Source organism: Burkholderia sp. Bp9004, assembly GCF_003858025.1.
In the GTDB taxonomy this organism is placed as follows: Bacteria; Pseudomonadota; Gammaproteobacteria; order Burkholderiales; family Burkholderiaceae; genus Burkholderia; species Burkholderia diffusa.
In genome coordinates this window covers 98,726-125,588 of sequence record NZ_QTQD01000021.1, presented here as the reverse complement: position 1 = coordinate 125,588, position 26,863 = coordinate 98,726, and the positions used below count along the sequence as shown (strand labels likewise).

Sequence of the window (26,863 nt, the reverse complement as noted above, 5' to 3'; positions counted from 1 at the left end):
TCGGGCGCACGATGCAAAGCAGCAGTTTTTAACCTCGGACTCTAACTGCAGTTCGGACTAAAACCGGGGGCAGGTCAGAGTCGTTCGTTGAGTTGCCGGAAGATGTAAGGGAGTTTTCATGGTATAGGCTTGCTGATCGAATTCGTACCGAGGGCTGGTCTACTTCCGTACTTCGCAAACTTGAAAAAATCGCGCAGCCACGGCTTTCAGTGAAGGCTATGTCTGCCACCCGCCCGTCCGTACCACCACCGATAGATGAATCGGTTGATATGGAGAGGCTAGTTCGATTTGAAGTTGTAACCGCGCAGCGACATGGAGCCGACATTAACGTCCCGGACCATCTCGTGCTTGCTGTTTTTCAGATTGTTCGGCGAATATTGCTCCGTTCAATAGACCTTCTGAACGAAATCATCGGATCGTTAAGTTATTTTAGGTTGCCTGCAATTGAACCTGATGCAAGACCGGGAGGGCATATCCGTCATTGTGACGGTGTCGAGGCGGATTTCTTCTGGGCGGTTGAATTGTTTCAACGCTTGTGCGATCTTTATCCGGAAGACGCGCGTGATGAGGTGGTGAAATGGCCTAAATCAGATAGGTATTTTTTTGACAAACTGAAATTACATTTTTGGCGGAATCGCATCGTATTTGATAGCGAGTGTGTTGAGCAGGGGCTTAATGGGTTGTCTGATGAGGTGTTCTGGAATGCATATATGCGGCGGGAAGTGCTTCTGTTGCTCAGAGATCGATGGTGTGATGTTCGACCTGAGATCCGAAGGCGCATAGAGCAGAGGTTCATCGACGGTCGGCAACCGTATGAGGGGGAGGCACCGGAGGACTATGAACAGAGAGTTATTTTTGATGCTGGTACTTCTCTAGGATGGCTCGAACGGAATGGCTGCGAGTTATCGCGATCAGCCGTAAATATTCTCAGTGCTATCCGGAGAAGGCCGGATTGGAGTGAGGATGCTGAGAAGGCTGCCGACCACGATTGGGATGGTAGAAGCGGTTGGGTTCAGCGAAAGACGAACCCAGAGAATTTGCTGCACCTGACATTGGCTGAAATTGTCCCGCAAGCTCTTAAATTGTCGCGACATGACAATTCAGATTTTGTCGAACACGCACCGTTCGCTGGACTTGCGTCGGCGCGGCCAGTCAGAGCACTCAGAGCTCTTTCGGTGTATGAACCAGAGGGCGACCATAGTGTATTTCTTTGGAAACAGTTGCTTTCCAATTGGCCGGATGCCGCGCCGAGAAAAGCACTTCTGATTTGTGCGTACAAGCTTGCTGACGCTCAAGAAGATTTATTTTTTAGAATTCGCTTTGAGGCTACATCATGGATTGAAAAATACTTGCCTCGTTTGTTTTCTTGTCGAGAAAGTGTCTTTTGGAGTCTATGGGACAGGTTATTCGATAAGATTATTGCGATGGGGGGTAGGGAAACGGAAAGTGCTATTCATGAGATAAGGCAGGGTGGGGAGGCGAAATCTTTTTCGAGGTCGGTGGATTTTGCCATAAATTCACCGGTAGGTCGTATGGTTGAGACGTTGTTTTCTACTTTGGGGGAGAAGAGCTACCAATTAAATGAGGGGCTCGAAGCTGAACTGCTTGAAAGAATCTGCCGAGCGCTTACATCCCCTGGTGACGGGGCGCATCATGCGGCTACCTTGGTCGGCCGACGATTGAACTTCCTCTTTTATGTGGACAGCCGATGGGTAAAGCGCCGAATAATTCAACTTTTCTCTCGCAAGAACACATTGTCGGACGCAGTATGGGCAGGTTTAATTTGGGAGGCAAATGTGCCTTCGGCTGCGCTCTTTCATTTGTTGAAGAGTGATTTTATAGCGCTTTTCTCGGAATCCAAAAGTCTGTTGTCAGCTGAGGAGCTGGAAAGGAATGCGGTACATATGTTGATCGTCGCCAGATATTGGTGGGCTAACGATAGGCGATATATTAATGCTGTAGAATGCCGTCGCATTCTACAGGAGATCAGTGATTTGGGACGGCAGTCTGCATTATGGATGGTTGGTCGAATCGTGGTGGATCAGTCGGCGTGGGAAACATTTGGTAAGTCATTTTTTGTATCGACTTGGCCACAGGAAGTCGTATTGAAGTCTAGTGCTATCACGGAAAGCATGATTCGTATGGCTCAGGATCTACCCAATCTCTTCGATAAGGTTGTAGAAGCTGTGCGAGACTACCTTACCCCAATTGAGCATCCGGACGTGGTGCTTTATGGCTTGCGAGAAAAGATGACAGAAAGTCTGTCACTCTCTAGAAGATGGCCAAAGCAGGTGCTTTTCTTGATAGACAGAATCATCGAACAGGCACCTAGCTATCCCCCTATGGGATTGCGGGAGCTACTGGATGAAATTGTCGAGGCTGCCCCTACTCTACGAACCACAAAATCGTGGAGAAGACTACATAAATTATTGTCCGAATAGGGTGCTGTTAGCGCCTTGTATTTTTACTGGGGCGCGATGTAGATGGATCGTGAAGCGGCCCGCCAACCACTCTGATTTCTCGTAGTAAATGACGCACTGAGTGGTTGACGACTCGACGATCGACAGGTCGGCGGGCGCTGATTTTGGTTGTGCCGGTGTGAAGGTCGGTAATTCGAATCTGCGATGAGTTTCGGCGGGTAGCGTCAAGAAGACAGTCAAGAATCGTCACGGCGCCTTTATCGTGGCGAGCGGACTTTGGTATGATCTTTGGAGGCATCTTCCGCAATCACACTTTAGGTCGACTGCGGCCTCTGCGTGAAGGCTGAATTTAATATTTATGTTTGTTATTTGTAATTTTCATGTAACACATACGCAGTCCCGGCGTTTTGATGTCTAGTTACGGTCGGACGCGTTCTGTACAAAACGGGGTGGCCGCATGAGCGGGGAAGTCTTGCTGAAGGTGCTGCGCGGAGGCTATGCGCAGTTCGACCGCATCGTCAAACTTGACACGCCGGTTGGTGACGACTGGCTCACGCCGCTGTACGTCAAGATCAACGCGCGGCTTGGGCGCAATTTCGAGGTGACCGTTGACGCCTCATCCGTCATGGGCGACAAGATCAAGCTCAACGCTCTGATGCTGCAACCCGTCACGCTCTGGATTCGGCAGACTGACGGAGGCTATCTGCCGATCCATGGCTATGTGCAGCGGGCTCGCCGCCTTGGAAACGATGGAACCGTCTCGTATTTTCAGCTTCAGTTCTCTTCGTGGTTAAGCTTCCTCAAGCTCAGCAGCGATCGGCGCGACTGGCAGGAAGCCAGCGGCTGGCAGATTCTCACCGACATATTCGACAAGCATCCGCAGGCTTCTGGTAACTATGGACAGGAACTGCGTGCGGCAATGCGCTCGTATTCGCACCGCGTGCAGTGGGAAACCGACTGGAATTTTGTCCACCGGAGTCTGGAGGAAGTCGGCGTGTTTCCGCGCTTCGATTTCGCGAAGGATGGCAAGTCGCACAAGGTAGTCATGATGGACGACCTGTATTTCGGGCCGTCGCTTCCGAATTCGGAGATGAAGTTCAGCCACGCAGGTACCGACGAGGATTTCGACGGACTTACCCAGTTGAGTGAACAGCAGGACGCCCAAAGTGCTACGCTGACGCTCGGTACCGCCGACTACAAGCGACCTGACCTCGATAAACAGGCGAGCACGCCAGCGGCTGACCTTGATGAGTTGCCGGGTCAGGGTGAAGAGTATCTCTATACCGGCTCACAGACGTGGGCCGAATCTGATGCTGGACAACAACAGGCCCGCATCCGCACCGAGGAATGGGCTTCGCGAGCAAAACGCTATTTCGCGGTCGGCAGTCCCCGCTATGCATTGCCCGGCTACTGGTTCAAGGTGTCGGGACATCCCCTCTTCGATGCATTGCCGGAGGAGGGGCGCGAGCTGTCGATCATCGCGAGCGACTGGTTGATCCAAAATAACTTGCCCGGCATAGACGCGCTCACGCGATTTCCGCGCAGCCTGCGCAGCGAGATCGAACAGGTCAAGGCGGCCGGGACCGGGGCGACCGTGAGCCACCGCGATGGCGGTATCGGATTTTTTCACGTCGAGATCGAAGCGCAACTTCGCAAGACGCCATTCCGCAGCCCGTTCGAGCATGAGAAGCCGGAAATGCATTTGCAGACGGCGATTGTCGTAACCGATAGTGACGAGGAAATCGTCACAGACGACGGCAACCGTGTGCGGGTCCGGACGTCGAACAGTCGAAAGGATCGAAATACGAAGTCCACGTCGTGGATTCGCGCGGCGATGCCGGACGCCGGCGCTAGGCGCGGCGGCTATTTTCCGTTGCGCAAAGATGACCAAGTGCTTCTAGGATTCGTCAATGGCGACTGCGACCGACCGGTGATCATCTCGCGACTGCACGGGGGCGCGACGATGCCGGTATGGCATACACACGGCCTGCTGTCTGGCTTTCGCTCCCGCGAGTATGGTGGCGACGGCTTCAACCAGCTTGTCATGGACGATTCGAGTGGCCAGAACCGAGCTCAACTTTACTCGTCGAGCTACAGCTCTCACTTGCATTTGGGTTACCTGATTGAGCAGTCCGACAACACGCGCGGCTCGTTCGTTGGCAGTGGCTTCGATCTCAAGTCGGAGGCGCATGGAGCGATTCGGGCGGTGCAAGGCCTGTCGATCTCGACTCACCCGGCAGCGGTACAGCCAATGAACGTGTCGGCCGCGACCGATCAGCTCGCAGCTTCGGAGGCAGTATTCGAGACGGTCTCGCAGGCGAGCGAAACGAATCGGGCCGAAAGCCTGCAGGACGGTAGCGATGCGATGAAGGCTTTTACGGAGATGACGCAGGGCAACGTTCCGGGCGTCACCAAAGGTGGCCGTACGGCTGGCGGCGGAACGGGGAATGCCAGTGGCTTTGCGAAACCGGCGTTGCTGCTGTCAAGCCCGGCAGGCGTGGGCCTATCCAGCCAGCAATCGATTCACGTGTCGGCGAATCAACAGGCCAACTTGGTAGCGGGGAAGAATGTCAATCTCGCAGCCGGGAAGTCGCTGCTCGCGAGCGTGATGAGCAAGATCAGCCTGTACGCTCAAAACCTCGGGATCAAAATCTTCGCGACCAAAGGCCCTATCGAAATTCAGGCTCAGAACGATGCGTTGACGATGCTGGCGCAGCAGGACGTCAAGATCGAGAGTGCATCGGGACGGATGATCCTGCGCGCAGAAAAGGAACTGATTCTTAATGTCGGTGGATCGTATATCAAGATCACGCCCGACATGATCGAGAACGGGACGTCGGGCCAGATTCTCGAAAAATGCGCGTCGTGGGACAAGCCCGGGGCGTCGACCATGACGTTGCGTGATCCGCTGAACGGCACGCCGATTTCGAAGCATGGTGGTTACGCGGACGATTTCTCTGGTTGATCGAGATGCCCTGTTCCTGAAGCACGATAACGACTTACGATTTCAATTGCCATGACGGATAAGCACCCTCCAAAAAAACAACCTCCGAAGACGCCTGACCCGGACGCCAAGCCCGCGTATACGCCTCTTGCATGGAGCTATCCATTTTCGCCTGCTGCCAAGGAAGGTGCAGCGTCCGATGCTGCAGACCCCATGACCTACATGAAGGTGCTTGCGACTGCGGAGGATGGATTTTATCCACTGGGAGCTAGCGGCATCTGGCACGGCGGCATTCACTTCGGGCAGAAAACAGGTGAGGCCCTGAAACAGGACGAAGGCGTACGCGCGATCGCCACGGGCGAGGTTGTCGCTTACCGACTCGACAACGAATACCCCACGCTGACCTACCAGGACCAGCGTCATGCGTTGTACTCGCGGGGCTTTGTGCTGATCCGCCATACTTTGCAATTGCCACCCGCACCGAAAAAGACGGAACCAGCACCCGCTCCCGCAAATGCACCAGCCGGATCACCCGCCTCAGGGGGCAATGCAACGCCTCCGGCACCGGTCCCGACACCAGCTCCCGCGTCCTCCGGTCCGCCACCCGGTGAAACGCTGACGTTCTTCAGTCTGTACATGCATACGCTCGACTGGAAAACGTATAAAGCCGCGCTCGATCAGCCCAAAACGGAGAGTGCAGACGCCAAGACGCCGCAACTCAAGCCTCTTCCGTACTGGGAAGCTGACCGCTCGTATCGAGCGTTGAAACCGAACAGACAGGACCTTCCGAAACCGAAGCCGATCGATCCGAGCGCGCCCGATGACGATTCGTCGCCGCAGCAACCAGGCCCAGATGATGCGTTGCCGGGGCCTGTATCGGGTGTGCGGGTTCGCATTACTCCGAACGCCAAGCTCCTCGGTTTGCTACCCGAGGGCACGGAACTCACTGTGAACGAGGCCGATAACGGTGGGCGCAAGGGCTGGGCAAAAATCACGAAGATCATTAAAGGTGATCCGGTGGGCCCAGTCGTTGGTCAGCCGCCCGACGTGCAACTGAAGTGGGGTTACGTTTACATTTCGGAACTCGAGCCGATTCCCCAGTCTGGCCCTGTCGATAAGGTGGTCGTGCTCAAGAAGCCGTACCCCGTCAAGGCGGGAGACGTTGTTGCGCATATCGGACAATACCAACGATACAGGGAAGCGAAACCCACTCCACCGTTGCCCACCCGGCCGTTGCTGCACCTCGAAGTTTTTGCGGGCCCCGATCTTCCAGCGTTCATCGCCAAGAGTCAGGCGCGTGCGAAGGAATTGTCGGCGGCAGATCCGAATATGGACAAGCCTTTTCTGGAAGTTCTGGCAGGTGCAAAACTCGTGACGAAAGCGCCTGATCCAGATTACACCCTTGAGCAGACGGATTTGAAGCTTGTACCTGTCAGCGATCCGAAATCGCGATGGGTCAAGGTACAGCCCAAGACCGTAAAAATTCCCGCCGTGCAACCGGAGCCTGCTGCTCCGGCTGGCAAGGGGAAGAAGCACAAGGCAAAGCCAGCGAAAAAGCCTGAGCCAATCGAGACGCCGACCGGTATCCCGTTCTGGATCGATAGCACCCTAGGTCTTGTCAATCAAATGACGAAGGCGCCTGTCAAGGGCTGGAAAGACTTTCCGCTAAAGGTTAGCCAAGCAGACGGGCCCCCAACGGACTTCCGGGTCATGTTTCGGGTGGTCGATCTCGACAAGCAGGGACCGCAAAGCTTGGCACGAGAAGACAAGGATGCAAAGGGAAAAACGAAACGCTGGTGGAACGTGATAGTCGGCACGAAAGACGGTGGAACCCGTCAAGGCTGGGTGCGCGAACAGGACCATCTTAAAGTGAAGCTTTGTAGCCAATGGGACTGGCCGGGGTTCGAACTTGTCGACAACAGTTCGACCACGATGGTCGATATGTTCAAGCGTTATCTGTTCGTCGCCGGACTGGCCATGGGAGAGGATCAGGACAACTTCAAGCCGAGTGCGGATGCATTGGCCACCAGTGAGCTCATCCAGAAGCTCGAAAAAGCCATTGATGTCAATCACGATGGCAAGGTAACGGCGGCGGAATTGGCAGATGCACAGAAAACGCCGTGGCTGGCCGAGGCGATCTCGCACATGGTCGTGAAGAGCGAGAGCGAATGGGGCGGCAACATGGGGAAGTGGGAGGACATCACGCCCCATATGAAGCTCGTGCCGTGGAAATGGCTGAACGAGATGGAGCGGATCAAAAAACTGCAGTGGTGGGAAGATGTTCAGGCGATTGACGCGAAGATTCTGCCGAAAGAGCCAAAGCCGTGGCATTTTCATCCGATCGGACTGGTTGGGAATTTTTCGGCATCAGGCTCCTGCAATTGCATAAACGTGGATGAGTTTTGCAAGCGATATGCGGATCAACATCCGACTGAATTTGGCTGGTTCGAAGGCAAGAAGCATGTGACGTTGCCACCGATGAATCCCCAGTCGGTCAAGAGTTTGCATGATCTTGTGACCGAAATGATGAAGCAATATCCGGTCCATTTCAAGGAATGCAAAACAGAGTACCTTGCGTATATGCTGGCAACAGCTCGAATTGAGTCGTACGACTGGCATACTCAGCATTTTTTCTCCCCGATATGCGAAGGAATTTCATATGATGAGGCGGAGACAAATTACGGAGTTGGTCCTCATGCAACAGAGGCACATAAAAAACGGGCTATAGCCAACGGAAACACAGAGGCTGGAGACGGGTATAAATATCGGGGGCGCGGACTGGTTCAACTTACGTGGAAAATTGGATACAAGAAGTTTAAAGAAATAGCCGGCGCCGATATTGTCGCAAATCCAGATTTGGTCTTGGATTTACCTGTCGCGGTTAGAATTATGATGATCGGAATGAGGGATGGATTGTTTAGAGGGGGGAACTCGCTATCAACTCACCTCGATGGAGCAAAGCCTGACTATTATCATGCTCGCTACATTATTAATGGCGATAGTCCGGCGGGGTCAGGTCATCCAGACAAAGCCGAGCAGTTTCAGTTTTATGCAGAGAAATTTGAGAAGCTTATCAGGGAAACGAAATGATCGCTAAGTTTAGCTTTGGAACATGCCTCGCATTTGCATTTGCGTCAACTGCAATGGCGGGCAGCTATCAGATTCCTGGCCTGGAAGTTTGCGATGCGAATTCATCTGGGAAGCACTGCGGCGTCCAGTTGGATAGCAGTGGTTATCTCGTGGATAGCGCTAGCGGTACACACTTGTCTTCTGATCCCGATTTCAAGGGAGTCGTGAGTGATGCTACGCTCTATGAAAGCAAGACAAGTCTGGCTTTGGAATACAGCGATTCTTCATCGTCAAAAAACTGGACCGTCCTGATCTTCTCCTATAAGAATGGCGAGTTGCACGCTAAGAATTACATATCGCTCTCGAAGACGACGTTAGTGAATGGTGAACGATGGGGCGGGCAAAGTTGCCGAGGGGATGTGGTCTTGACCAGAGGGAAAACCATTTTGGCGAGCGCCTTTAAGGGCCTGTGCAATGGGAAGGTGAATAATGATTCGCCGACTCCGACCAACACAGAAGCAATCAGAGTTGCAAGCCAAGCAGGGCTTGTTGTAACAGTGCCAGCATACGATGCTGATACGAGAGTTTGGTCGATGGCAACGTACGCATTCCCTTCCAACAGCATGCCCGACGCAAGCGCATTACTCTGCCTTTCTGGCTGCAAGACTGACCCAGTACATCAGCGTTTCGGTGGGTGGATTGGAAAGGATTTTTGGATAGATGCATCCTTGCCAAAAAGTGAGACTGGCACGGTCGACGGCAGTTACATCTATCTGAAGAGAAAGGCACCAATTTCCATTAAAGGAACAGTGACGAATGGAAGTATGAACTTAATAGAATATTCGAGCTCAGGAAACGTGCCTGTCGCGACATTCACCGGAAAGAAGTTTGATAGCTCATATGTTGGAACCTGGGCATCAAATAGCAAAAAATACAAATTCCTCCTGGGAACAATACTTTATTGATTATCCCGCCATGATTGATCTTATCCGCATCGGCGACGACACCGACCATGGTGGCAAGGTCGAAACGGGCTCTGCGACCATGCGTTTCGATGGTCGCTATGTCGCCCGCAAAGGTGATCGCGTGTCGTGCCCCCAACATCCCGATGTCTCACCTAACCTCATCGAGGAGGGCGATCCATCGATGACGGATGATGGTATTACGATCGCTCGTCACGGCCACCGCGCCACGTGCGGCTGTCACCTAATCTCAAGTCTCGTTTGAGTCTGAGGTCGAGCAGGTAGCGCCGTGTCGACACTATCATCGGTCATGTATTGAAATCCGCACTCACAAATGTATAGCACCTAGTGCCCCGCACTTTTGCCGGGCTGGGGTGTTGGGTACCGTGCAAAAACTCCATCCGGCCCTTCATTCTGGCCTACGCCTCACGCTTGTCGGCTCGAATACCCCGGCATTCAGTTTTCAAGGCTGTTGGGACAGCGCCTGCGCGTTACCTGCGACGGCGATGGCGCTCGCGATGCTTGGCTGCTTGTCCGATCCTTTGAATGTGCCATCGCGCCGTCGCGCCCCCGAATCGGAATTCTGGCGTCGCGCGCAGCCGTTCTACTTGTCGGGAGTATCGCTCGAAGAGTTGCAAGCGCTGATTGGAGGACTCGACTGGGGACTGCGCACAGCCTCCTTTGAAGGGGCGCACGCAGACGTGCACCGGTTCAGCAAACGAGAAGTGATGCGTGGCCGTCCGGTGGTCCTGACGTTTCGGCAGTCGCGTGCGGTCTTACATGCAGTGCTGGTCGTCGGCATCGAGGGGCGAAAGATCGGCCGGACCTTCGACGGACACACGTTACTGGTGGTCGATTCTGCTGAAGCCGAGCCCGTTCTCGCTGCCTACAACGCGCGGCTGACATGGACAGAAATACCCACCGATTGCCGCCCTCTGGCGCCGGGCTTGGGATCAGGTGATTCCGTTCTATGCCTTCGCGCCCGACATCCGGAAAATTGTATATACGACCAACGTGATCGAGTCGCTGCACATGCAGCTTCGGAAGATCATCAAGGCGCGCGACCACTTCCCGTCGGATGAGGCCGCGCTGAAGCTGATCTGGCTGGCGCTGCGTAACGTCGTTGCGAAGTGGACCGGCTCCCGGCACGATTGGAAAAGCGCGATGACGCAGTTTGCGCTGCTTTACCCGGAGCGATTCAACATCGGAATCTGAATCCTAACCCGCCTCACACACGGAATTCCGGATACCTCCTCGCGGCTCAACGGCCGGGCATTCTCAGTCGGTGGTTTCAGGACCGAGCCGCGCAACACCGATGCGGGGTCTGTATCTGCCCGAAGTGTGATCACCGCGTATTGGAACACGTTCGATACGTACTGACGGAGCTTGATTGCTACGGAAGGCGAGCCCCGCTCTTCGACTCGGCGCATCAAAGCAAGTACATCGGGGGCGGTGATCGAGCGCATGGGGCGGTTCCCGATGAACGGGTACGCATCGGTTTCTAGCATGCGCAGAATCTCGCCAAAATGTCGTTCGGTCCACGTCTTTCGCTTCTTCTCCAGCCACTCGTCGCTGACGGCTCGAAAAGTTGCTTTGCCTTCGTTGATGCGCGCGGACAGCACTTCCTGCCGCGCGTGAGGCGGATGCAGCCCCTTCGTGACGAGTTCACGGGCATCGTCGCGTGCCGTGCGCGCGTCTTGGAGGCTGATGGTGGGATATTCGCCGATCGCGAAAAGATTCTCTTTCCCAGCAATTCGGTACTTGTATCGCCAGAGCTTGGAGCCAGACGGCTCACCAACAGATACAGTCCATTGCCGTCGGTAAGTTTGGTAGGCTTGTTGCCTGCTTTCGCTTGTCGGATTTTGACGTCGCTAAGTAGGGTGAAAAAGGGGGTATCGACTCTGGATTGTCGAAATGATACCCCCTTTTGTACCCCGTTTTTTCTCGGCTGGGGACGATTTCCGGCGAACATAAGCGAACAGTGGAAGGGCGTAAAGTGCCCAACTGGTAAGGGTTATAGGCGAATCGCCGAACCAACACGAACAGGAGCAACGGAAGTGATCAGACATATCGTGATGTGGAAGCTGAAAGAATCGGCGGAAGGCGGCACGCGTGCGCAGAACGCGCTGAAGCTGAAGGAAAAGCTCGAAGGCTGCCGCGACCTCGTGCCGGGCATCCTGCAACTCGACGTCGGCATTGCGACGCCGGGCCTCGAAGCCACGTCGGACGTGGTGCTCGTGTCCGATTTCACGGACAAGGCCGCGCTCGATGCGTACCAGGTGCATCCGGTTCACCAGGAAGTGAAGAAATTCGTCGTTGCGGTGGCGGAATCGCGCCAGTGTGTCGACTACCTGGCCGAAAGCGCAGCGCGATGAGCGACGCGGCATCCCCGACGGATGGCCCGTCGATCGAAAGCCCTTTCGTCGATCTGCTCGGCGTGCGGCTCGTGTCTGCGAAGGATGGTGCGAGCGAGATCGTGCTGCCGCTCGACGAGCGGCACATGAACACGTGGAGCATCGCGCACGGCGGCGTGACGATGACGCTATCGGACATCGCGCTCGCGATGGCCGCCCGGAGCCTGACCGACGACGGCGTCGGCGTCGTCACGGTCGAGATGAAGGTGAATTTCATGCAGCCCGGGCGCGGCGAATTGCGCGCATATGGACGCGTGATGCATCGTTCGACGACGATGGCGTACTGCGAAGGTGAAGTGCGCGACAGCGACGGCAACTTTGTCGCGAAGGCGCTCGGCACGTTCAAGTATATGCGGCGGCTCGCGGTGGGTCGCGACATCAAGCGGCAACGCACGCGTACGGCGCCGGACGCCCAGCCCGGCCCGAGCGACGCGTAAGCGCCGGGACGCGCGGCCCTGCCTGGTCACAGGCGGGGCCGTTTTGTTTTGCGGCACGGATTCACAACGGGACGGCGTGACGCTGCGAACGAATCCAGGGAGACAACCATGAACACGATCAACCGCCAGATCCTGCTCGTGTCACGCCCGCAAGGCGCCGCGCGCGCCGACAACTTCCGGCTCGTCGAAACGCCGCCCGTGCCGCTCGCGAATCCGGGCCTGAACCTGCGTTCGCCGCTGACGATGCAGGGCTTCATCGTATTCGAACACCCCGACGCATGGCCGCCCGCGCTGGCCGAGCTCGGCGAACTCGTCGCGACGATCGCATACGGACTCGAGCCGGCGCCGGACGCGTTCTCCGGGCTCCTGAGAGGCCACAATTTCGCTAAGCAGCTCATGCAACTCCTCTGATCCGCGCGTGGCATCATGTGACGCTTGTCCGTTCACGGCGCCGCACGCGCCGTCCTCACCGATGCCGCTGAATCCGAAGATCGCCCAGATACTCGACATGGTCGAGCGCGCAAAACGCCCGTCCTATCACCACCAGACGCCACAGCAGGCGCGCGCCGCGTACGAGAAGAGTGCGCCGATCCTCGATGTCGCGCCCGCGCCGATGCATTCGGTCGAGGCCTGCGTCGTGCCGACGCGCGATGGCCGCACGATCGGCGCGCGGCTCTTTCTGCCGGTCGAGCCGAGCCTCGCCGAACCGCTGCCGGCGCTCGTCTATTACCACGGTGGCGGCTTCACGGTCGGCAGCGTCGATACGCACGACGCGCTGTGTCGCATGTTCGCGCGTGACGCGCAGTGCGCGGTGCTGTCGGTCGACTACCGGCTCGCGCCCGAACACCGGTTCCCGACCGCCGTGAACGACGCCGACGACGCATTGCGCTGGCTGCATCGCGAGGCTGCCGCATTCGGTATCGATGCGACGCGGCTCGCGGTTGGTGGCGACAGCGCGGGCGGTACGCTCGCGACCGTCTGCGCGGTGCTCGCGCGCGACGCGGGCATCGATCTTGCGCTGCAGTTGCTGATCTATCCGGGCGTGACGGGCTACCAGGACACCGAATCGCACGGACGGCTCGCGAACGGCTACCTGCTGACCCAGGACACGATCCAGTGGTTCTTCACGCAATACGTGCGGGATCGATCCGACCGCGACGACTGGCGCTTCGCGCCGCTCGACGGCACGCGCGGCGCGCCGTCGTTCGCCGGTGTGGCCCCGATCTGGATCGCGACGGCCGAATACGATCCGCTGAGCGACGAGGGCGCCGCGTACGCGGACAAGCTGCGCGCGGCCGGCAATACGGTTACGCTGGTCTGTTATCCGGGGATGATCCACGAGTTCTTCAAGATGGGCGGCTACGTGCCGGAGGTGCGGGCCGCGCATGCCGACGCGGTGGCGGCGCTCAAGGCCGCATTCGACGACGTTTGATGGCGGCGGCGCCCGGCGCCGCGCGGAGGAAGCGATGACCGACGGCTGGGTGGAGACGGGTGACTGGGCCGTGCTGGGCGGCGATGCCGCACGTATCCGCGATGCGGTGTTCGTGCGCGAGCAGCGGATTCCGCCGGAATGGGAACTCGACGACGAGGATCCACTGTCGTTGCACGCGGTGGCCTACCGCGTCGATGCGGCGACCGGCGCGCGCCGCGCGGTCGCGACGGGACGGCTGCTGCGCACCGGCACGATCGGCCGCGTCGCGGTGTTGGCCGATGCACGCGGGCAGGGCGCGGGATCGGCCGTGCTGCATGCGCTGCTGGACGCGGCGCGGCATCGCGGTGAGCCGATCGTGCGGCTCTACGCGCAGGATGCTGCGGTGTCGTTCTACGTGCGGCACGGCTTCGCGGCAATCGGCGAACCGTTCGTCGAAATCGGCGTGCCGCACGTCGAGATGGCGCGCACGCCCTAGTGCCGCGCGCGGCAGGCTCAGCGCGGTTGCGTCGCGTCGATGTCGAACGTGAACGTGCGCTCGAAACTGCCCGGCCGAACGGTGCGGTGCGAGCCGTCGTCGTCGCAGCGTTCCTTGATGTCGACCGTCAGCCGCACGCCTTCCTTCATCGTCACGCGCAGCGCGGTCGTGCCGCGCGTGCCGTATTCTGGCGTCTCGATGAATGCGGCCGACAGCGCCCGCTCGCGCTCGATCGGAATGCCGGTGTGCGGCAGCGCGTCGTCGTCCGCGACATGCGGATCGCGCATCAGCTCGATCAACTCGTCGAGCGACGGGGTCGGATTGTCGGTCAGCAGCGTGCCGAGTTCCGCGCGCTTGCGCACGACTTTCGGCCAGGGCGTATCGAGCCGGGCGTTCGACAGCGCGTGCACGCCGGCGCCGATCGCGACCGGCGATGCAACGCCGGTTTCGCCTTCGACCGCGCGATTGCAGAACCACGCGAGTTCGCGCCGCTTCCAGTCGCCGACCAGCAGGTTGAAGCCGTTGTACACGGCCGCGTGCTCGGCCAGCTCGCCGAGGTAGTCGAGCGGCGCGACGGACGGGCCGCGGAGGAAATCGGACACGAGCTTGCCGCGGGTCGGCGCGCCCGCGCGAATGTCGAACGGCGCGCGGTAATTCGTCAGCGCCGCGAAGCGGCCGTCGCGCGACACGCCGAGCCACGTGCCACCCGCTTCCAGATCGCGGCCGGCGAGCAAGCCCGGCACGTCCTCCCACCACGAAAGCGGCGCACTGGTACGGCGAAAGAATTCGTCGCGGTTGGCGGTCAGGGTAAAGACGGGACCGGCGGCGGCATCAGGCTGCCAGTCGAAGGCAATCAGACACATCGGGCGAATCTCTCGCAGGAAACTTCGGGCGCCGGCCGCGATCTGCGAGCCGGCGTGCGAACGGGTTGTCAGTGCGTCACGCTTCCGTCGGCCACGCGTACGGCAGCGCGTCGAACGCGAGCGCCGGACCGTCGGCGGAACCAAGGTGCACCGTGCCGTTGTCGAGCGCGGCCAGCTTGATCTCGACGAGCGCGTCGACGCCGCCCGCGGGCGCGGCCGCCGCGTTGACGATCATCCCGCACGGCTGGCCCGGGTCGTCGCTGTGGAACAGCTCGACGCCGGCATGCACGGTGTCGGTCTCGCCGGCGACGTGCGCGAGCGCGGTACGGCGCTTGATCGTGCCGCGGTACTGGCTGCGCGCGACGATTTCCTGGCCCGGGTAGCACCCCTTGCGGAAGTTAACGGCGCCGATCACGTCGAAGTTGACCATCTGCGGCACGAACTGTTCGACGGCCGGCTGCGTAATGCGCGGCTCGCCCGCGCGCACGTCGAGCCAGTCCCAGACGGCCGGCGACACGACCGGCAGCGTGCCGGCGAGCGCGGCGAGACGCGCGTCGACTTCCGCGCGGGGCCCGATCCACAGGTAGCGCTTGCGGCCGGCCGCGTCCGGCACGCGGATCAGCGCCCCGGCCGCGCCGTCGACCTTCACGTGCACGCCGTCGGGCAGCGCGTCGAAGATGCCCGACAGCACGTCGCGCACGTCGCCCGCGAAGCCGACGACCGCGAGCGCATCGCTCGCGTCCGTCAGTTTCGCCTTTGCACGCAGCACGAACATCGACAGCCGTTTCTGCACGGCGGCCTGGACGTCCTTCGAGACAAGCAGGCGCACGCCGTGACCGGCGCGCCACGCGAGGAACGACGCGAGCAGGCGGCCCTTCGGCGAGCAATAGCCGGACAGGCGCGCGCTCGCGGCATCGAGATGCTCGATGTCGTTGGTGAGCTGGCTGTGCAGGAACGTCGCGGCGTCGTCGCCGGCCACGTCGATCACGCCGAACTGCGCAAGCGGCATGCAGGCGCCCGGCGCGTCGAAATCGGCGGCTGACGGGCGGGGGAAAACGGGGAGCGAGACGGATGCGGGCTGTGCAGCCGGTGAAGCGAACGGTGTGCTCATGGAATGAGGGAACAGTCAACCCTGACTTTGACGAAGGCGAGCAAGTATTATATGGGTCTTACCTGAGTCTCGTTTCCATGTCCCTACTGAAGAAATGCGCCGCGACTGTCGTGGCGCTGGCCGTCGTTGTGGCCGCTGCCGGCGCGGGCGGCGGATATTACTGGGCGACCCGGCCGCTGCTGCTGGGTGCCGCGTCGCTCGATGTCACGATCAAGCCGCGCAGCAGCGTCAAGAGCGTCGCGCTGCAGCTCAGGCGCGGCGGCGTGCCGGTCGAGCCGCTCGGCTTCGTCGCGATGACGCGCCTGCTCGGGCTGTCGAGCCGGCTCAAGTCCGGCAACTACGAATTCAAGACCGGCATCACGCCGTACGACGTGCTGCAGAAGATCGCGCGGGGCGACGTGAACGAGTACGTCGCGACGGTGATCGAAGGCTGGACCTTCAAGCGGATGCGCGCGGAACTCGACGGCAATCCCGATCTCGCGCACGCGACGGCCGGCATGAGCGACGCCGAACTGCTGCGCGCGATCGGTGCGCCGGACAACGCGATTCAGCGCGGCAGCGGCGAGGGGCTGTTCTTCCCGGACACCTACCTGTTCGACAAGGGCACGAGCGATCTGAACATCTACCGGCGTGCGTACCATCTGATGCAGACGCGTCTCGACGAAGCATGGGCCGCGCGCGTGCCGGGACTGCCGTACAAGACGCCTTACGAAGCGCTGACGATCGCGTCGATCGTCGAAAAGGAAACGGGCCACGCGGCCGACCGCGCGTTCGTCGCCGCCGTGTTCGCGAACCGGCTGCGGATCGGGATGCCGCTGCAGACCGATCCGTCGGTGATCTACGGCCTGGGAGACGCGTACGACGGCCGCCTGCGCAAGCGCGACCTGCAGGCCGACACTCCTTACAATACCTACACGCGCCGCGGGCTGCCCCCGACGCCGATCGCCCTGCCGGGCGTCGCCGCGCTGCAGGCGGCGATCAATCCGGCCCAGACGAGCGCGCTCTATTTCGTCGCGAAGGGCGACGGCACGAGCGTGTTCTCGGACACGCTCGGCGACCACAACAAGGCCGTGGACAAGTACATACGAGGTCAATAATGGCGAGCGGTAAATTCATCACGTTCGAAGGCATCGACGGGGCGGGGAAGACCACCCACCTGCAATGGTTCTGCGAACGCCTCCAGGCCAGGCTGGCCGCGAGCGGCCGGCAGGTCGTCGTCACCCGCGAGCCGGGGGGCACGCAGCTCGGCGAGAAACTGCGCGAGATCCTGCTGAACCAGCCGATGGATCTCGAGACCGAAGCGCTGCTGATGTTCGCCGCGCGCCGCGAGCACCTCGCGCTCGTGATCGAGCCTGCGCTCGCGCGCGGCGACTGGGTCGTGTCGGATCGCTTCACCGACGCCACGTTCGCGTACCAGGGCGGCGGCCGCGGACTGCCGCGCGACAAGCTCGAGACGCTCGAGCGCTGGGTGCAGGGCGGCTTCCAGCCCGACCTGACGGTGCTGTTCGACGTCGCGCCACAGGTGGCGAGCGAGCGCCGCGGCGCCGCGCGCATGCCCGACAAGTTCGAAAGCGAGTCGGACGCATTCTTCTCACGCACTCGCGCCGAATACCTGCGGCGCGCGGAAGAGGCGCCGCACCGCTTCGCGATCGTCGACGCGACGCAGACGATTCCCGACATCCGCCAGCAGCTCGAACGCGTGCTCGCCGCGCTGTAACACGAAGGAACGCACCACATGATCTATCCGTGGCAGACCGACGACTGGAACCGCCTGCAGCAACTGCGTGCGCAGTGGCCGCATGCGCTGCTGCTGCACGGCCAGGCCGGGATCGGCAAGCTGCAGTTCGCGCAGCATCTCGCGCAGGGCTTCCTGTGCGAGGCGCCACAGCCGAACGGCGAGCCGTGCGGCACTTGTGCGGCCTGCACGTGGTTCGTGCAGGGCAACCATCCGGACTACCGGATCGTGCTGCCCGAGGCGCTCGCGGGCGAGGCGCCGGGCGCCACCGACGACGCGAAGCCTGCCGACGCGGACGAGGGCGGCAAGAAGACGCGCGCGCCGAGCAAGGAAATCAAGATCGAGCAGGTGCGTGCGTTGCTCGACTTCTGCGGGGTCGGTTCGCACCGCGGCGGCGCGCGCGTCGTCGTGCTGTACCCGGCCGAGGCGCTGAACGTCGCCGCGTCGAACGCGCTGCTGAAGACGCTGGAGGAGCCGCCGTCCGGCGTCGTGTTCCTGCTGGTGTCGGCCCGCATCGACCGGCTGCTGCCGACCATCATCAGCCGCTGCCGGCAGTGGCCGATGACCGTGCCGGCGCCCGACGCGGCCACGGCATGGCTCGCGGCGCAGGGTATCGACGATGCGCGCGCGCTGCTCGCCGAAGCCGGCGGCGCGCCGCTCGCCGCGCTGGCGCTCGCGAGCGACGAGAACCGCCCGCTGCGCGATTTCACGCTCGGCCAGCTCGCGGCCGGCTCCGCGTGCGATCCGTTCGCGTGCGGCGAGACGCTGCAGAAGCTGCCGGTGCCGCTGGTGCTCGGCTGGCTGCAGCGCTGGCTGTACGATCTGCTCGCGCAGCGGATGGCGGGCGCGCCGCGCTACTTCCCGATGCAGGCGGCCGCGCTCGCGCGGTGCGCGGAGGCGGTCGATGCGAATGCGTTCGCGCGCTTCATGAAGGCCGTGACGCGCCAGCGAACGGTCGAGAACCATCCGCTCAATGCCCGGCTCGTATTCGAGGAACTGTTTCTCGGTTATCGGGAAATGTTCGCGTGAGCGAGTATTGTTTCCTTCGGGTGAGGAAACGATTGCCGGCGAGTGCATGAGCGCCCGCCAACCGTATTCAGGAAACACGATGTTCGTCGATTCTCACTGTCACATCAATTTCAAGGGTCTCGCCGACCGCCTGCCTGCCGTGCTGGAGAACATGCGCGAGCACGACGTCACGCACGCGCTGTGCGTGTCGGTCGACTTCGAGACACTGCCCGACGTGCTCGCGATCGCGCAGGCGCACGACAACGTGTACGCGTCGGTCGGCGTGCACCCGGATCACGAGGACGCACGGGAGCCGACGCTCGCGGAACTGATCGAGCTGGCCGCGCATCCGAAGGTCGTCGCGATCGGCGAGACGGGCCTCGACTACTATCGCCTCGAAGGCCGCTCGATCGCCGACATGGAGTGGCAGCGCGAACGCTTTCGCACGCACATCCGCGCGGCGACCGCGACGATGAAGCCGCTGATCATCCATACGCGCTCGTCGTCGGAAGACACGCTGCGAATCATGGCCGAGGAGCGCGCGGACGTGCCGGGCGGCGTGATGCACTGCTTCACCGAGCCGTGGCCCGTTGCCGAGCAGGCGCTCGCGCAGAACTTCCATATCTCGCTGTCGGGGATCGTCACGTTCAAGAACGCGACCGACGTGCAGGACGTCGCGCGGCGCGTGCCGCTCGACAGGCTGCTGATCGAAACCGACTCGCCGTACCTCGCGCCGGTGCCATATCGCGGCAAGCCGAATGAACCTGCGTACGTCAGCCATGTCGGACGCTTTATCGCATCCGAGCGCGGGATCGCCGTCGAGGCGCTCGCCGATGCGACGACACAGAACTTTTTCCGGCTGTTCAAGATCGCCCGCTAACGGCGCGCGGCCAGCCGACAACCCAGGGAAGGAGCCCACAACAATGACGAAGCCGACCACATACCTGCCCAAGCGCGCACTCGTCGCCGCCGCGCTCGTCGCGAGCGGCCTCTTTGCCGCCGCCGGCGCGCATGCCGAGTCGCTCGACGCGATCGTCAAGGCGGTCAAGTTCGACGATATCGCCGACATCGGCAAGCAGCTCAAGAGCGGCAAGCTCGATCCGAACACGCTCGCGCCGAACGGCGACCCGATCCTCGTGATCGCCGCGCGCGAGAAGTCCGACAAGGTTGCCGCCGCGATCGCCACGACGCCGAACGTCGACCTCGAGAAGGAAGACAAGGCCGGCGAGAACGCGCTGATGCTCGCGTCGCTGAACGGCGACGTCGGGCTCGTCAAGCTGCTGATCGACAAGGGCGCGGAAGTCAGCAAGAAGGGCTGGGCGCCGCTGCACTACGCGGCGACCAACGGCCAGGACGAGGTCGTCAAGATCCTGCTCGACCACGACGCGTATATCGACACCGCATCGCCGAACGGCACGACGCCGCTGATGATGGCCGCGCGCGGCAACCACGCGACGACCGTCAACCTGCTGCTCGACCAGGGTGCCGATCCGCAGGTGAAGAACCAGCTCGGCATCACCGCGCTCGAGTTCGCGAAGCACTACAAGGCACCGGACGCAATCGACATCCTGAGCAAGCGGACGGTGCGCGTCGGTGCGTCGGCGCCGGCAGATGCCCAAAAGAGTGCAAAATGACGGTTTCGGCGCGGTGGCGCAGCGCCCGGCCGTCCGGAACCCGGCCGGCCGCGGGCGTCCGGCTGCCGCGCCGGTCAGCGCAGCAAGCGGCCCGGGGCCGCATTGACATAAGGAACACCATGTTGCGGGCTATGTTTTGTGCCGCGGCGTTCGCCGTGCCGTTGTCGGCGGCGGCTTTCACGGGCGCGGATCTCGACCGGCTGTGCGCGAAGACGGACGTCAAGTCGCGGGCGTCGTGCGCCGCCTACATCGAAGGCGCCGCCGATGGCGTCTACAACACGATCGACGCGATCGGCGGTACCACGGGGCCGCGCGTCGGGCAGTATTTCTGCCTGCCGCCCGACATCCGGGCGCAGCAGATGACCGACGCGGTGCGCAAGTACATCGCGGAGAACCCGAAGCTGGCCGACTACAACGCGAGCACCGCGGTGTCGCTCGGTCTCGGCAAGGCGTTCCCCTGCAGGGGCGGCAGCTGATCTGACGCCGGGGCCGGGCGCGCGCGTTGCCCGGACGTCGCCGACGCATCCAGGACGAGGCCGCCGCGCCTCATAACCGAAGCATTCCCGGGCGCCGATGATTTCAATCGAGGAATTGCAGCGCATCGCCGATGCGCCGTTGCATGCGTGGCTCGGCACGCTGGGCGTGTCGGTCATCGTCGTGCTCGTCGTCGTGATCGTGCACCGTGTCGGCGCACGCATCGTCAAGCGCATCGCGCAGCCGTATCCGTTGATGAGCGTGATCCTGCGTTACATCGACAAACCTTCGCTCGTCACGCTCGCGCTGCTCGCGCTCGAGTTCCTGTGGATCCAGGCCGACGAGGGCATGTCGTTCGTGGGCGGGATGCGCACCGCGGCCGCGGTCGGCTCCATCGTGTCGCTGACCTGGCTGCTGGTGCGGCTCGTGGCCGGCGTCGGCGACGCGATCATCCAGGCCCATCCGATGGATGCGGCCGACAATCTCCACGCACGGCGCGTCCACACGCAGGCCAAGGTGCTCGTGCGGACCGTCATGGTGCTGATCGTGATCATCGGCACCGGCGCCGCGCTGATGACGTTCCCGAACGTGCGCCAGGTCGGCGCGAGCCTGCTGGCGTCGGCCGGCGTCGCGGGGCTGGTTGCCGGCATCGCCGCGCGGCCGGTGCTCGGCAACCTGATCGCCGGGCTGCAGATCGCGCTCACGCAGCCGATCCGGCTCGACGACGTCGTCGTGATCCAGGGCGAGTGGGGCCGCATCGAGGAAATCACCGGCTCGTTCGTGTCGGTGCGGCTGTGGGATCAGCGCCGGCTCGTCGTTCCGCTGCAGTGGATCATCGAAAACCCGTTCACGAACTGGACGCGCAGCAGCTCGGAGATCATCGGCACGGTGTACCTGTCGGTCGACTACCGCACGCCACTCGCGCCGCTGCGCGAGGAACTCGCGCGGCTCGTCCATGCGGCGCCCGAGTGGGACGGCCGCGTGCAGGTGCTGCAGGTGACCGACGCGACCGAACGCACGATGCAGTTGCGCGCGCTCGTCAGCGCGGCCGACTCGTCGGCGTGCTGGGATCTGCGCTGCCGCGTGCGCGAGGGCTTGATCGCCTACCTGCAGGCGCGTTTTCCGCAATGCCTGCCGCGCAGCCGGATGGAACTGTATCCGCACGATTCGGCGCTGGACGAGCCGAGCCCCGAACGACCGCATGCGCGGCCGCCCGCCGCCAGCACGGCAGCCAACACCGCGGCCGATCCGAAGGCCACCGAAGGCCGCTGAACGCGTGCCGGTACCCGCCGCCATTTTCTTTCCATGAACACGCTCGCCATTGCCAACTACCGCTCGCTGCGCGAGCTGATCGTGCCGCTCGCGGCGCTCACCGTCGTCACGGGGCCGAACGGCAGCGGCAAGTCGAGCGTTTACCGCGCGCTGCGGCTGCTCGCCGATACGGCGCAGGGGCGCGTGATTCCGTCGCTCGCGCGCGAAGGCGGGCTGCCCTCGACGCTGTGGGCCGGCCCCGAGCGCTTTTCGCGCGCGATGCTGAGCGGCGAGACGCCGGTGACCGGTACGGTGCGCAATGGACCGGTGAGCCTCAAGCTCGGTTTCGCGAGCGACGATTTCGGTTATGCGATCGATCTCGGCCTGCCGGTCCCGAGCCGTTCGCAGTTCGCGCTCGATCCCGTCGTGAAGCGCGAATGCATCTGGGGTGGCGCGCTGTTGCGCCCGTCGACGCTGCTGGTCGACCGGCAGGGCGCGCAGATTCGCGCGCGCACCGGGTCGGGCGACTGGCACACGGTGCCGCAGCCGGTCGCGAGCTTCGACAGCATGATGACCGAGTTCGCCGATCCGGTCGGCGCGCCGGAGATGATCGCGGTGCGCGAGCGGATCCGATCGTGGCGCTTCTACGACCATTTCCGCACCGATGCGCAGGCGCCGGCCCGGCAGTCGCACATCGGCACCCACACGCCGGTGCTCGCGGACGACGGCGCCGACCTGGCCGCCGCGCTGCAGACGATTCGCGAAATCGGAGATGCCGCCGCGCTCGACGCGGCGATCGATGACGCGTTCCCCGGCGCATCGATCGACATCGACAATCCGGGCGGCCGCGGCCGCTTCGACGTGCTGATGCGCCAGCCGGGGCTGCTGCGGCCGTTGTCGGCCGCCGAGCTGTCGGACGGCACGCTGCGCTATCTGCTGCTCGCGGCCGCGTTGCTGACGCCGCGGCCGCCCGCGCTGATGGTGCTGAACGAGCCGGAAACGAGCCTGCATCCCGATCTCCTGCCGGCGCTCGGCCGCCTGATCGCACAGGCCGCGCAGCGTTCGCAGGTGCTGGTCGTGTCGCACGCGGCGCGGCTCATCGCGACGCTCGAACGCGAGGCCGGCTGCGAGTCGCTGGTGCTCGACAAGCAACTCGGCGCGACCGTGCTCGTCGACGCGGATACGCGCGACCTGCCGCCGTGGAAGTGGCCGTCGCGCTGACGGGCGGGGCGGTGCGCGCGTGGCGCGTCAGCGGTGGGCCGTCGGTCGCTCGCCCTCGGATGCCCGCCCTCGGATGCCCGTCGCGCCGGTCCGGCCGCCTCGAAGCTGGTACGGGCGGCCCGCGGGCGAATGTATCCTGTCTGTAACAACGCCCATAAAATGAAAGTCCGGTGCTTCCGGGCATCGGGATCGCGAATAATAATGAGATATTCGGCCGGCGCGATGCCGGCCGCATGCCGCACGGAGCGCGGCGTGCACCAGCCCCCGTGCCGGCTGACCGAGGACACAGGAGACGTGGACCATGAGAATTGCCCAGATCGCCCCGCTGACCGAATCCGTGCCGCCGAAGCTGTACGGCGGCACGGAGCGCGTCGTGTCCTACATCACCGAGGCGCTCGTCGACCTCGGCCATGACGTGACGCTGTTCGCCAGCGGCGATTCGACGACCCGGGCCAGGCTCGAACCGGTGTGGCCACGCGCGTTGCGGCTCGACTCGTCGATCCGCGATCGCGTCGCCCCGCACATGCTGCTGATGGAGACGGTCGCGCGCCGCGCGAAGGATTTCGACGTGCTCCATTTTCACATGGACTACTACTCGTTTTCGGTTTTCAACCGGCAGGACACACCGTACGTGACGACGCTGCACGGCCGGCTGGATCTGCCCGAGCAGCAACCGGTGTTCGACACGTTCAACACCGCGCCGGTGATCTCGATCTCGAATTCGCAGCGCCAGCCGCTGCCGCAGGCGAAATGGCTGACGACCGTGTACCACGGCCTGCCCGACGCACTGTACCTGCCGCAGCCCGTCGAGCCGCGCTATCTCGCGTTCCTCGGCCGTATCTCGCCGGAGAAGCGGGTCGACACGGCGATCCGCATCGCACGCCAGTGCGGGCTGCCGATCCGGATCGCAGCGAAGATCGACGCGGCGGACCAGGAATACTTCGAACGCGAGATCAAGCCGCTGTTCGCCCTCCCGCATGTCGAATACATCGGCGAGATCGCTGACCACCAGAAGGCCGAATTCCTGTCGGGCGCGCATGCGCTGCTGTTTCCGATCGATTGGCCGGAACCGTTCGGGCTGGTGATGATCGAGGCGATGTCGTGCGGCACGCCGGTAATCGCGTTCAATCGCGGCGCGGTGCCGGAGGTGCTGGACGAGGGTGTGTCGGGCTTCATCGTCGAGGACGAGATCAGCGCGGTGGCCGCCGTGAACCGGCTGCACCTGCTGCCGCGCGCACGCGTGCGGCAGCGCTTCGAGGAGCGCTTCACGGCGCGGCGGATGGCGCAGCAATACGTCGACGTGTACCAGTCGCTGATTCGCGCGCAGAAGCGTTCGCGCTTCAAGGTGATCGATTCGACGACCTGACGCGCCACGCGCGCGGATAAAAAAACGGCGATGCCCGCAAGGACATCGCCGTTTGCACGTCGCCCGCGCGCGGTGCGCACGGGCGAGGACGCCTCGGCGTCAGATCTTCAGCTTCGTGACCTTCGTGCCGTTGATCGACACGTCGCCCATCAGGCCGGCATTGGTCAGCACGACGACCTGGACCGGCGCGGTGGCCGTGGTCGTGTCGACCGCGCCGTTCGCGCCCATCTTCACGAGCGCGACCGATGCGCCGGCGCCGGCTGCCCAGCCGTCCGAGCCGCGGAATTCGTCGAGCGCTTCCTGCGTCATGAACAGGAACACGATCGCCTTCGACTGCGCGCCGGCCTGCAGGCCGACCGACAGCGACGACGTGTTGTAGTAGCCGACCGTGCTGCCACCGACGCGCAGTGCGCCGTTGCCCGACTGGCCGCCGACGATGAAGCCTGCCTGGATCACGTCCGGGAACACGAGCACGCCGCGCGACTTCGCGACGAGTTCGCGCGAACCCTTGACCGTGGAATACATGCGCGACAGCGTTGCGTCGACGCTCGAATCGATCGCCTGACGCTTCGACGCGTTGGTCGCGGCATTGTCGGGCTTGTCGGGGGTGGTGGTGCAACCGGTGAGCGCAAGGCTACCGACGACAAGCGCAGCGGCGGCTTTCAGCACAAGATTCCGTTTTTGCATCGTTCTTCTCCATCGGATGACGTTCGGAGTGAGTCTCGCTCAAGGAGCGGATCACGTCGGCAGTTATATCACAGCGGATTACAAACCCTTTTCGTTCGCGCGTGAAAAAGCGTCAAATCGTTTTGGGGTGTCGCGGCGCGCCAACGGACGGACCGGCGCGCGTACGGCCATACGTCGCGCGGCCGGCCGGGGGCGGCAGGAAAGGGGAAAGGGAAACGGTTGCTGCGCGTCAGTGCGGCGTGACGGGTGGTGCCGGCGGGGCAGGCGGTTTGATCGGCGGGCGGCGCAGCGCGCGGCGGATCAGCGCGATCACGACCCCGCACGCGAACAGGAACGCGGCCGGTACGACCCAATAGCCGACGAATGCATGCCACAGATAACCGGCGAGCGTATTGCGGCGCACCACGTATTCGTCCCGGGCTGCCTGCTGACGTGCCGCGTTGGCGGCCAGCACGTCGGACGGGCAGCCGGCGGCGCGCGCCGCGTCAGGATCGCCGTGGCACTTCGCGGCGGCGCCTGCCGCCTGCTGCGCATCGGTGAGCTGCCAGGTGGTCAGCGCGAGCTGCAGGTCGGCCTTGTTGTATGCCATTTCCTCGCGGATCTCGCGCACGGCGACGATCGCGACGGGCACGGCCCAGAACACGATCACGATCAGCCAGCGGCGGAACCAGCGGTGTTGTCTCCATGCCATCCATGCCTCCGTTTGACGCGGTGTGCGCGTCCGTCTCGAGGGCGGCCCGATGGCGCTTCTTGTACTTGGATGGGCCGCGTTGCAGCCATCATAGAAGAAATCGCGGCGAATTGCCGCACCATGTGGCGGCATTCGTGCGGCGCGCGGAGGGAAGCGGGGTGGGAGGGTGGTGGAGCATGTCGCAACGGCACGATGCCGTTGGCCGGACAGCGCGGTGACGCATCCGGCGTCGTCGCGCGCGTCGATGCGCGTGCAACGAAAACAAAAATGCCGCGCCCGCCGAAGCGGTGCGCGGCATTCGCGCGGGAGCGCCGGAACTCAGGCGGCCGGCTGGCTGCTCAGGCAACTCTTCATGAAAGCCTTGCGGTCGTCGCCCTTCTTGTCGGCGGCCTGGGTGTTGCAGGCCTTCATCTTTTCCTGCTGCGACATCTTCTTCGCGGGCTTGGCCGACAGGCAGTCCTTCATGAACGCCTTGCGTTCGTCGCCCGTCTTGCCGGCGGCCTGGGTGTTACAGGCCTTCATCTTGTCCTGCTGGCTGTTCGCCGCGAAAGCGGGGGAAGCCAGCATGCCGCCGAGAAGGACTGCGGCTACGAGCGATTGGATTTTCATTTCGACACTCCCATGGGGTGAATTGCGTTTTATATCGACGCCGTCACGAAGCCCGGCGCA

25 protein-coding genes and 1 pseudogene are annotated in these 26,863 nt (G+C 62.3%); 20 read left to right on the top strand and 6 right to left on the bottom strand.

What is annotated here, in order from left to right; genetic code table 11:
• Positions 1 to 218: 218 nt before the first annotated feature.
• From DIE08_RS22490 to DIE08_RS22460, 6 genes and pseudogenes are all read left to right on the top strand, one after another.
• Positions 219 to 2,441, top strand: coding sequence for a hypothetical protein (locus tag DIE08_RS22490; RefSeq protein WP_124903630.1), 2,223 nt, complete (start codon positions 219 to 221; stop codon positions 2,439 to 2,441).
• Between the two features lie 436 nt (positions 2,442 to 2,877).
• Positions 2,878 to 5,385, top strand: coding sequence for a type VI secretion system Vgr family protein (locus DIE08_RS22485; protein WP_124903628.1), 2,508 nt, complete (start codon positions 2,878 to 2,880; stop codon positions 5,383 to 5,385).
• Positions 5,386 to 5,436: 51 nt separating this feature from the next.
• Positions 5,437 to 8,454 (top strand): lytic transglycosylase domain-containing protein, encoded by a 3,018-nt coding sequence (locus DIE08_RS22480; protein ID WP_124903626.1) that lies wholly within the window; start codon positions 5,437 to 5,439, stop codon positions 8,452 to 8,454.
• On the top strand, positions 8,451 to 9,398 hold the full coding sequence (locus DIE08_RS22475; RefSeq protein ID WP_124903624.1) for a hypothetical protein: 948 nt from the start codon (positions 8,451 to 8,453) through the stop codon (positions 9,396 to 9,398). Before DIE08_RS22480 ends, DIE08_RS22475 begins: the two co-directional genes overlap by 4 nt.
• A gap of 10 nt (positions 9,399 to 9,408) precedes the next feature.
• On the top strand, positions 9,409 to 9,660 hold the full coding sequence (locus tag DIE08_RS22470) for a PAAR domain-containing protein (protein WP_124903622.1): 252 nt from the start codon (positions 9,409 to 9,411) through the stop codon (positions 9,658 to 9,660).
• Positions 9,661 to 10,301: 641 nt separating this feature from the next.
• A pseudogene (locus tag DIE08_RS22460) lies at positions 10,302 to 10,610 on the top strand (transposase); the annotation flags it as partial.
• On the opposite strand, the gene DIE08_RS36735 reads toward DIE08_RS22460, so the two are convergent.
• The gene (locus tag DIE08_RS36735) at positions 10,580 to 11,149 is read right to left on the bottom strand and encodes a phage integrase central domain-containing protein (protein WP_124903632.1); all 570 of its coding nucleotides are present in this window, start codon (positions 11,147 to 11,149) and stop codon (positions 10,580 to 10,582) included. The pseudogene DIE08_RS22460 and the gene DIE08_RS36735 overlap by 31 nt on opposite strands.
• A 303-nt stretch (positions 11,150 to 11,452) precedes the next feature.
• Between DIE08_RS36735 and DIE08_RS22450 the strand changes: the two genes are divergently transcribed.
• The 5 genes from DIE08_RS22450 to DIE08_RS22430 all read left to right on the top strand — a co-directional run bounded on the left by DIE08_RS22450 (position 11,453) and on the right by DIE08_RS22430 (position 14,153).
• Positions 11,453 to 11,770 carry a Dabb family protein gene (locus DIE08_RS22450; RefSeq protein ID WP_124903620.1) on the top strand — a complete coding sequence of 106 codons (318 nt, stop codon included), beginning with the start codon at positions 11,453 to 11,455 and terminating at the stop codon, positions 11,768 to 11,770.
• Entirely contained in the window at positions 11,767 to 12,246 is a 480-nt protein-coding gene (locus tag DIE08_RS22445; RefSeq protein ID WP_006753420.1) for a PaaI family thioesterase, read from the top strand. Before DIE08_RS22450 ends, DIE08_RS22445 begins: the two co-directional genes overlap by 4 nt.
• A 108-nt stretch (positions 12,247 to 12,354) precedes the next feature.
• On the top strand, positions 12,355 to 12,657 hold the full coding sequence (locus DIE08_RS22440) for a hypothetical protein (RefSeq protein WP_409360404.1): 303 nt from the start codon (positions 12,355 to 12,357) through the stop codon (positions 12,655 to 12,657).
• A gap of 61 nt (positions 12,658 to 12,718) precedes the next feature.
• Positions 12,719 to 13,678, top strand: a complete 960-nt coding sequence (locus DIE08_RS22435) for an alpha/beta hydrolase (protein ID WP_124903618.1) — start codon at positions 12,719 to 12,721, stop codon at positions 13,676 to 13,678.
• Positions 13,679 to 13,712: 34 nt separating this feature from the next.
• Positions 13,713 to 14,153 carry a GNAT family N-acetyltransferase gene (locus DIE08_RS22430; RefSeq protein WP_124903616.1) on the top strand — a complete coding sequence of 147 codons (441 nt, stop codon included), beginning with the start codon at positions 13,713 to 13,715 and terminating at the stop codon, positions 14,151 to 14,153.
• Between the two features lie 17 nt (positions 14,154 to 14,170).
• Here the strand turns inward: DIE08_RS22430 and DIE08_RS22425 are convergent, their stop codons facing one another.
• Both DIE08_RS22425 and DIE08_RS22420 read right to left on the bottom strand, forming a co-directional pair.
• On the bottom strand, positions 14,171 to 15,016 hold the full coding sequence (locus DIE08_RS22425; RefSeq protein ID WP_124903614.1) for an NRDE family protein: 846 nt from the start codon (positions 15,014 to 15,016) through the stop codon (positions 14,171 to 14,173).
• A 76-nt stretch (positions 15,017 to 15,092) separates the two neighbouring features.
• The gene (locus DIE08_RS22420; RefSeq protein WP_124903612.1) at positions 15,093 to 16,127 is read right to left on the bottom strand and encodes a folate-binding protein YgfZ; all 1,035 of its coding nucleotides are present in this window, start codon (positions 16,125 to 16,127) and stop codon (positions 15,093 to 15,095) included.
• A gap of 77 nt (positions 16,128 to 16,204) precedes the next feature.
• On the opposite strand from DIE08_RS22420, the gene mltG reads away from it, so the two are divergent.
• From mltG to DIE08_RS22375, 9 genes are all read left to right on the top strand, one after another.
• Positions 16,205 to 17,224 (top strand): endolytic transglycosylase MltG, encoded by a 1,020-nt coding sequence (gene mltG / locus DIE08_RS22415; RefSeq protein WP_124622580.1) that lies wholly within the window; start codon positions 16,205 to 16,207, stop codon positions 17,222 to 17,224.
• Positions 17,224 to 17,844 (top strand): dTMP kinase, encoded by a 621-nt coding sequence (gene tmk, locus DIE08_RS22410; RefSeq protein WP_059604208.1) that lies wholly within the window; start codon positions 17,224 to 17,226, stop codon positions 17,842 to 17,844. Before mltG ends, tmk begins: the two co-directional genes overlap by 1 nt.
• An 18-nt stretch (positions 17,845 to 17,862) precedes the next feature.
• Positions 17,863 to 18,891 (top strand): DNA polymerase III subunit delta', encoded by a 1,029-nt coding sequence (locus DIE08_RS22405; protein WP_124903611.1) that lies wholly within the window; start codon positions 17,863 to 17,865, stop codon positions 18,889 to 18,891.
• 79 nt (positions 18,892 to 18,970) lie between these two features.
• A complete protein-coding gene (locus DIE08_RS22400; RefSeq protein WP_059538079.1) occupies positions 18,971 to 19,750 on the top strand; it encodes a TatD family hydrolase in 780 nt (259 codons plus the stop codon).
• A gap of 43 nt (positions 19,751 to 19,793) precedes the next feature.
• A complete protein-coding gene (locus tag DIE08_RS22395; RefSeq protein WP_059817616.1) occupies positions 19,794 to 20,504 on the top strand; it encodes an ankyrin repeat domain-containing protein in 711 nt (236 codons plus the stop codon).
• A 119-nt stretch (positions 20,505 to 20,623) separates the two neighbouring features.
• Complete coding sequence (locus DIE08_RS22390) at positions 20,624 to 20,980, top strand: Rap1a/Tai family immunity protein (protein WP_006755340.1); 357 nt, start codon at positions 20,624 to 20,626, stop codon at positions 20,978 to 20,980.
• A 97-nt stretch (positions 20,981 to 21,077) separates the two neighbouring features.
• Entirely contained in the window at positions 21,078 to 22,250 is a 1,173-nt protein-coding gene (locus tag DIE08_RS22385) for a mechanosensitive ion channel family protein (RefSeq protein WP_059604216.1), read from the top strand.
• 33 nt (positions 22,251 to 22,283) lie between these two features.
• Complete coding sequence (locus tag DIE08_RS22380; RefSeq protein ID WP_124903609.1) at positions 22,284 to 23,450, top strand: AAA family ATPase; 1,167 nt, start codon at positions 22,284 to 22,286, stop codon at positions 23,448 to 23,450.
• Positions 23,451 to 23,751: 301 nt separating this feature from the next.
• On the top strand, positions 23,752 to 24,816 hold the full coding sequence (locus tag DIE08_RS22375; protein WP_059604220.1) for a glycosyltransferase family 4 protein: 1,065 nt from the start codon (positions 23,752 to 23,754) through the stop codon (positions 24,814 to 24,816).
• 99 nt (positions 24,817 to 24,915) lie between these two features.
• On the opposite strand, the gene DIE08_RS22370 is transcribed toward DIE08_RS22375, so the two are convergent.
• The 3 genes from DIE08_RS22370 to DIE08_RS22355 all read right to left on the bottom strand — a co-directional run bounded on the left by DIE08_RS22370 (position 24,916) and on the right by DIE08_RS22355 (position 26,803).
• Positions 24,916 to 25,503 (bottom strand): YSC84-related protein, encoded by a 588-nt coding sequence (locus tag DIE08_RS22370; RefSeq protein ID WP_059680074.1) that lies wholly within the window; start codon positions 25,501 to 25,503, stop codon positions 24,916 to 24,918.
• Between the two features lie 229 nt (positions 25,504 to 25,732).
• Complete coding sequence (locus DIE08_RS22365) at positions 25,733 to 26,194, bottom strand: hypothetical protein (protein ID WP_185715886.1); 462 nt, start codon at positions 26,192 to 26,194, stop codon at positions 25,733 to 25,735.
• A 318-nt stretch (positions 26,195 to 26,512) separates the two neighbouring features.
• Positions 26,513 to 26,803 (bottom strand): PsiF family protein, encoded by a 291-nt coding sequence (locus DIE08_RS22355; protein ID WP_044843641.1) that lies wholly within the window; start codon positions 26,801 to 26,803, stop codon positions 26,513 to 26,515.
• Positions 26,804 to 26,863: the final 60 nt, after the last annotated feature.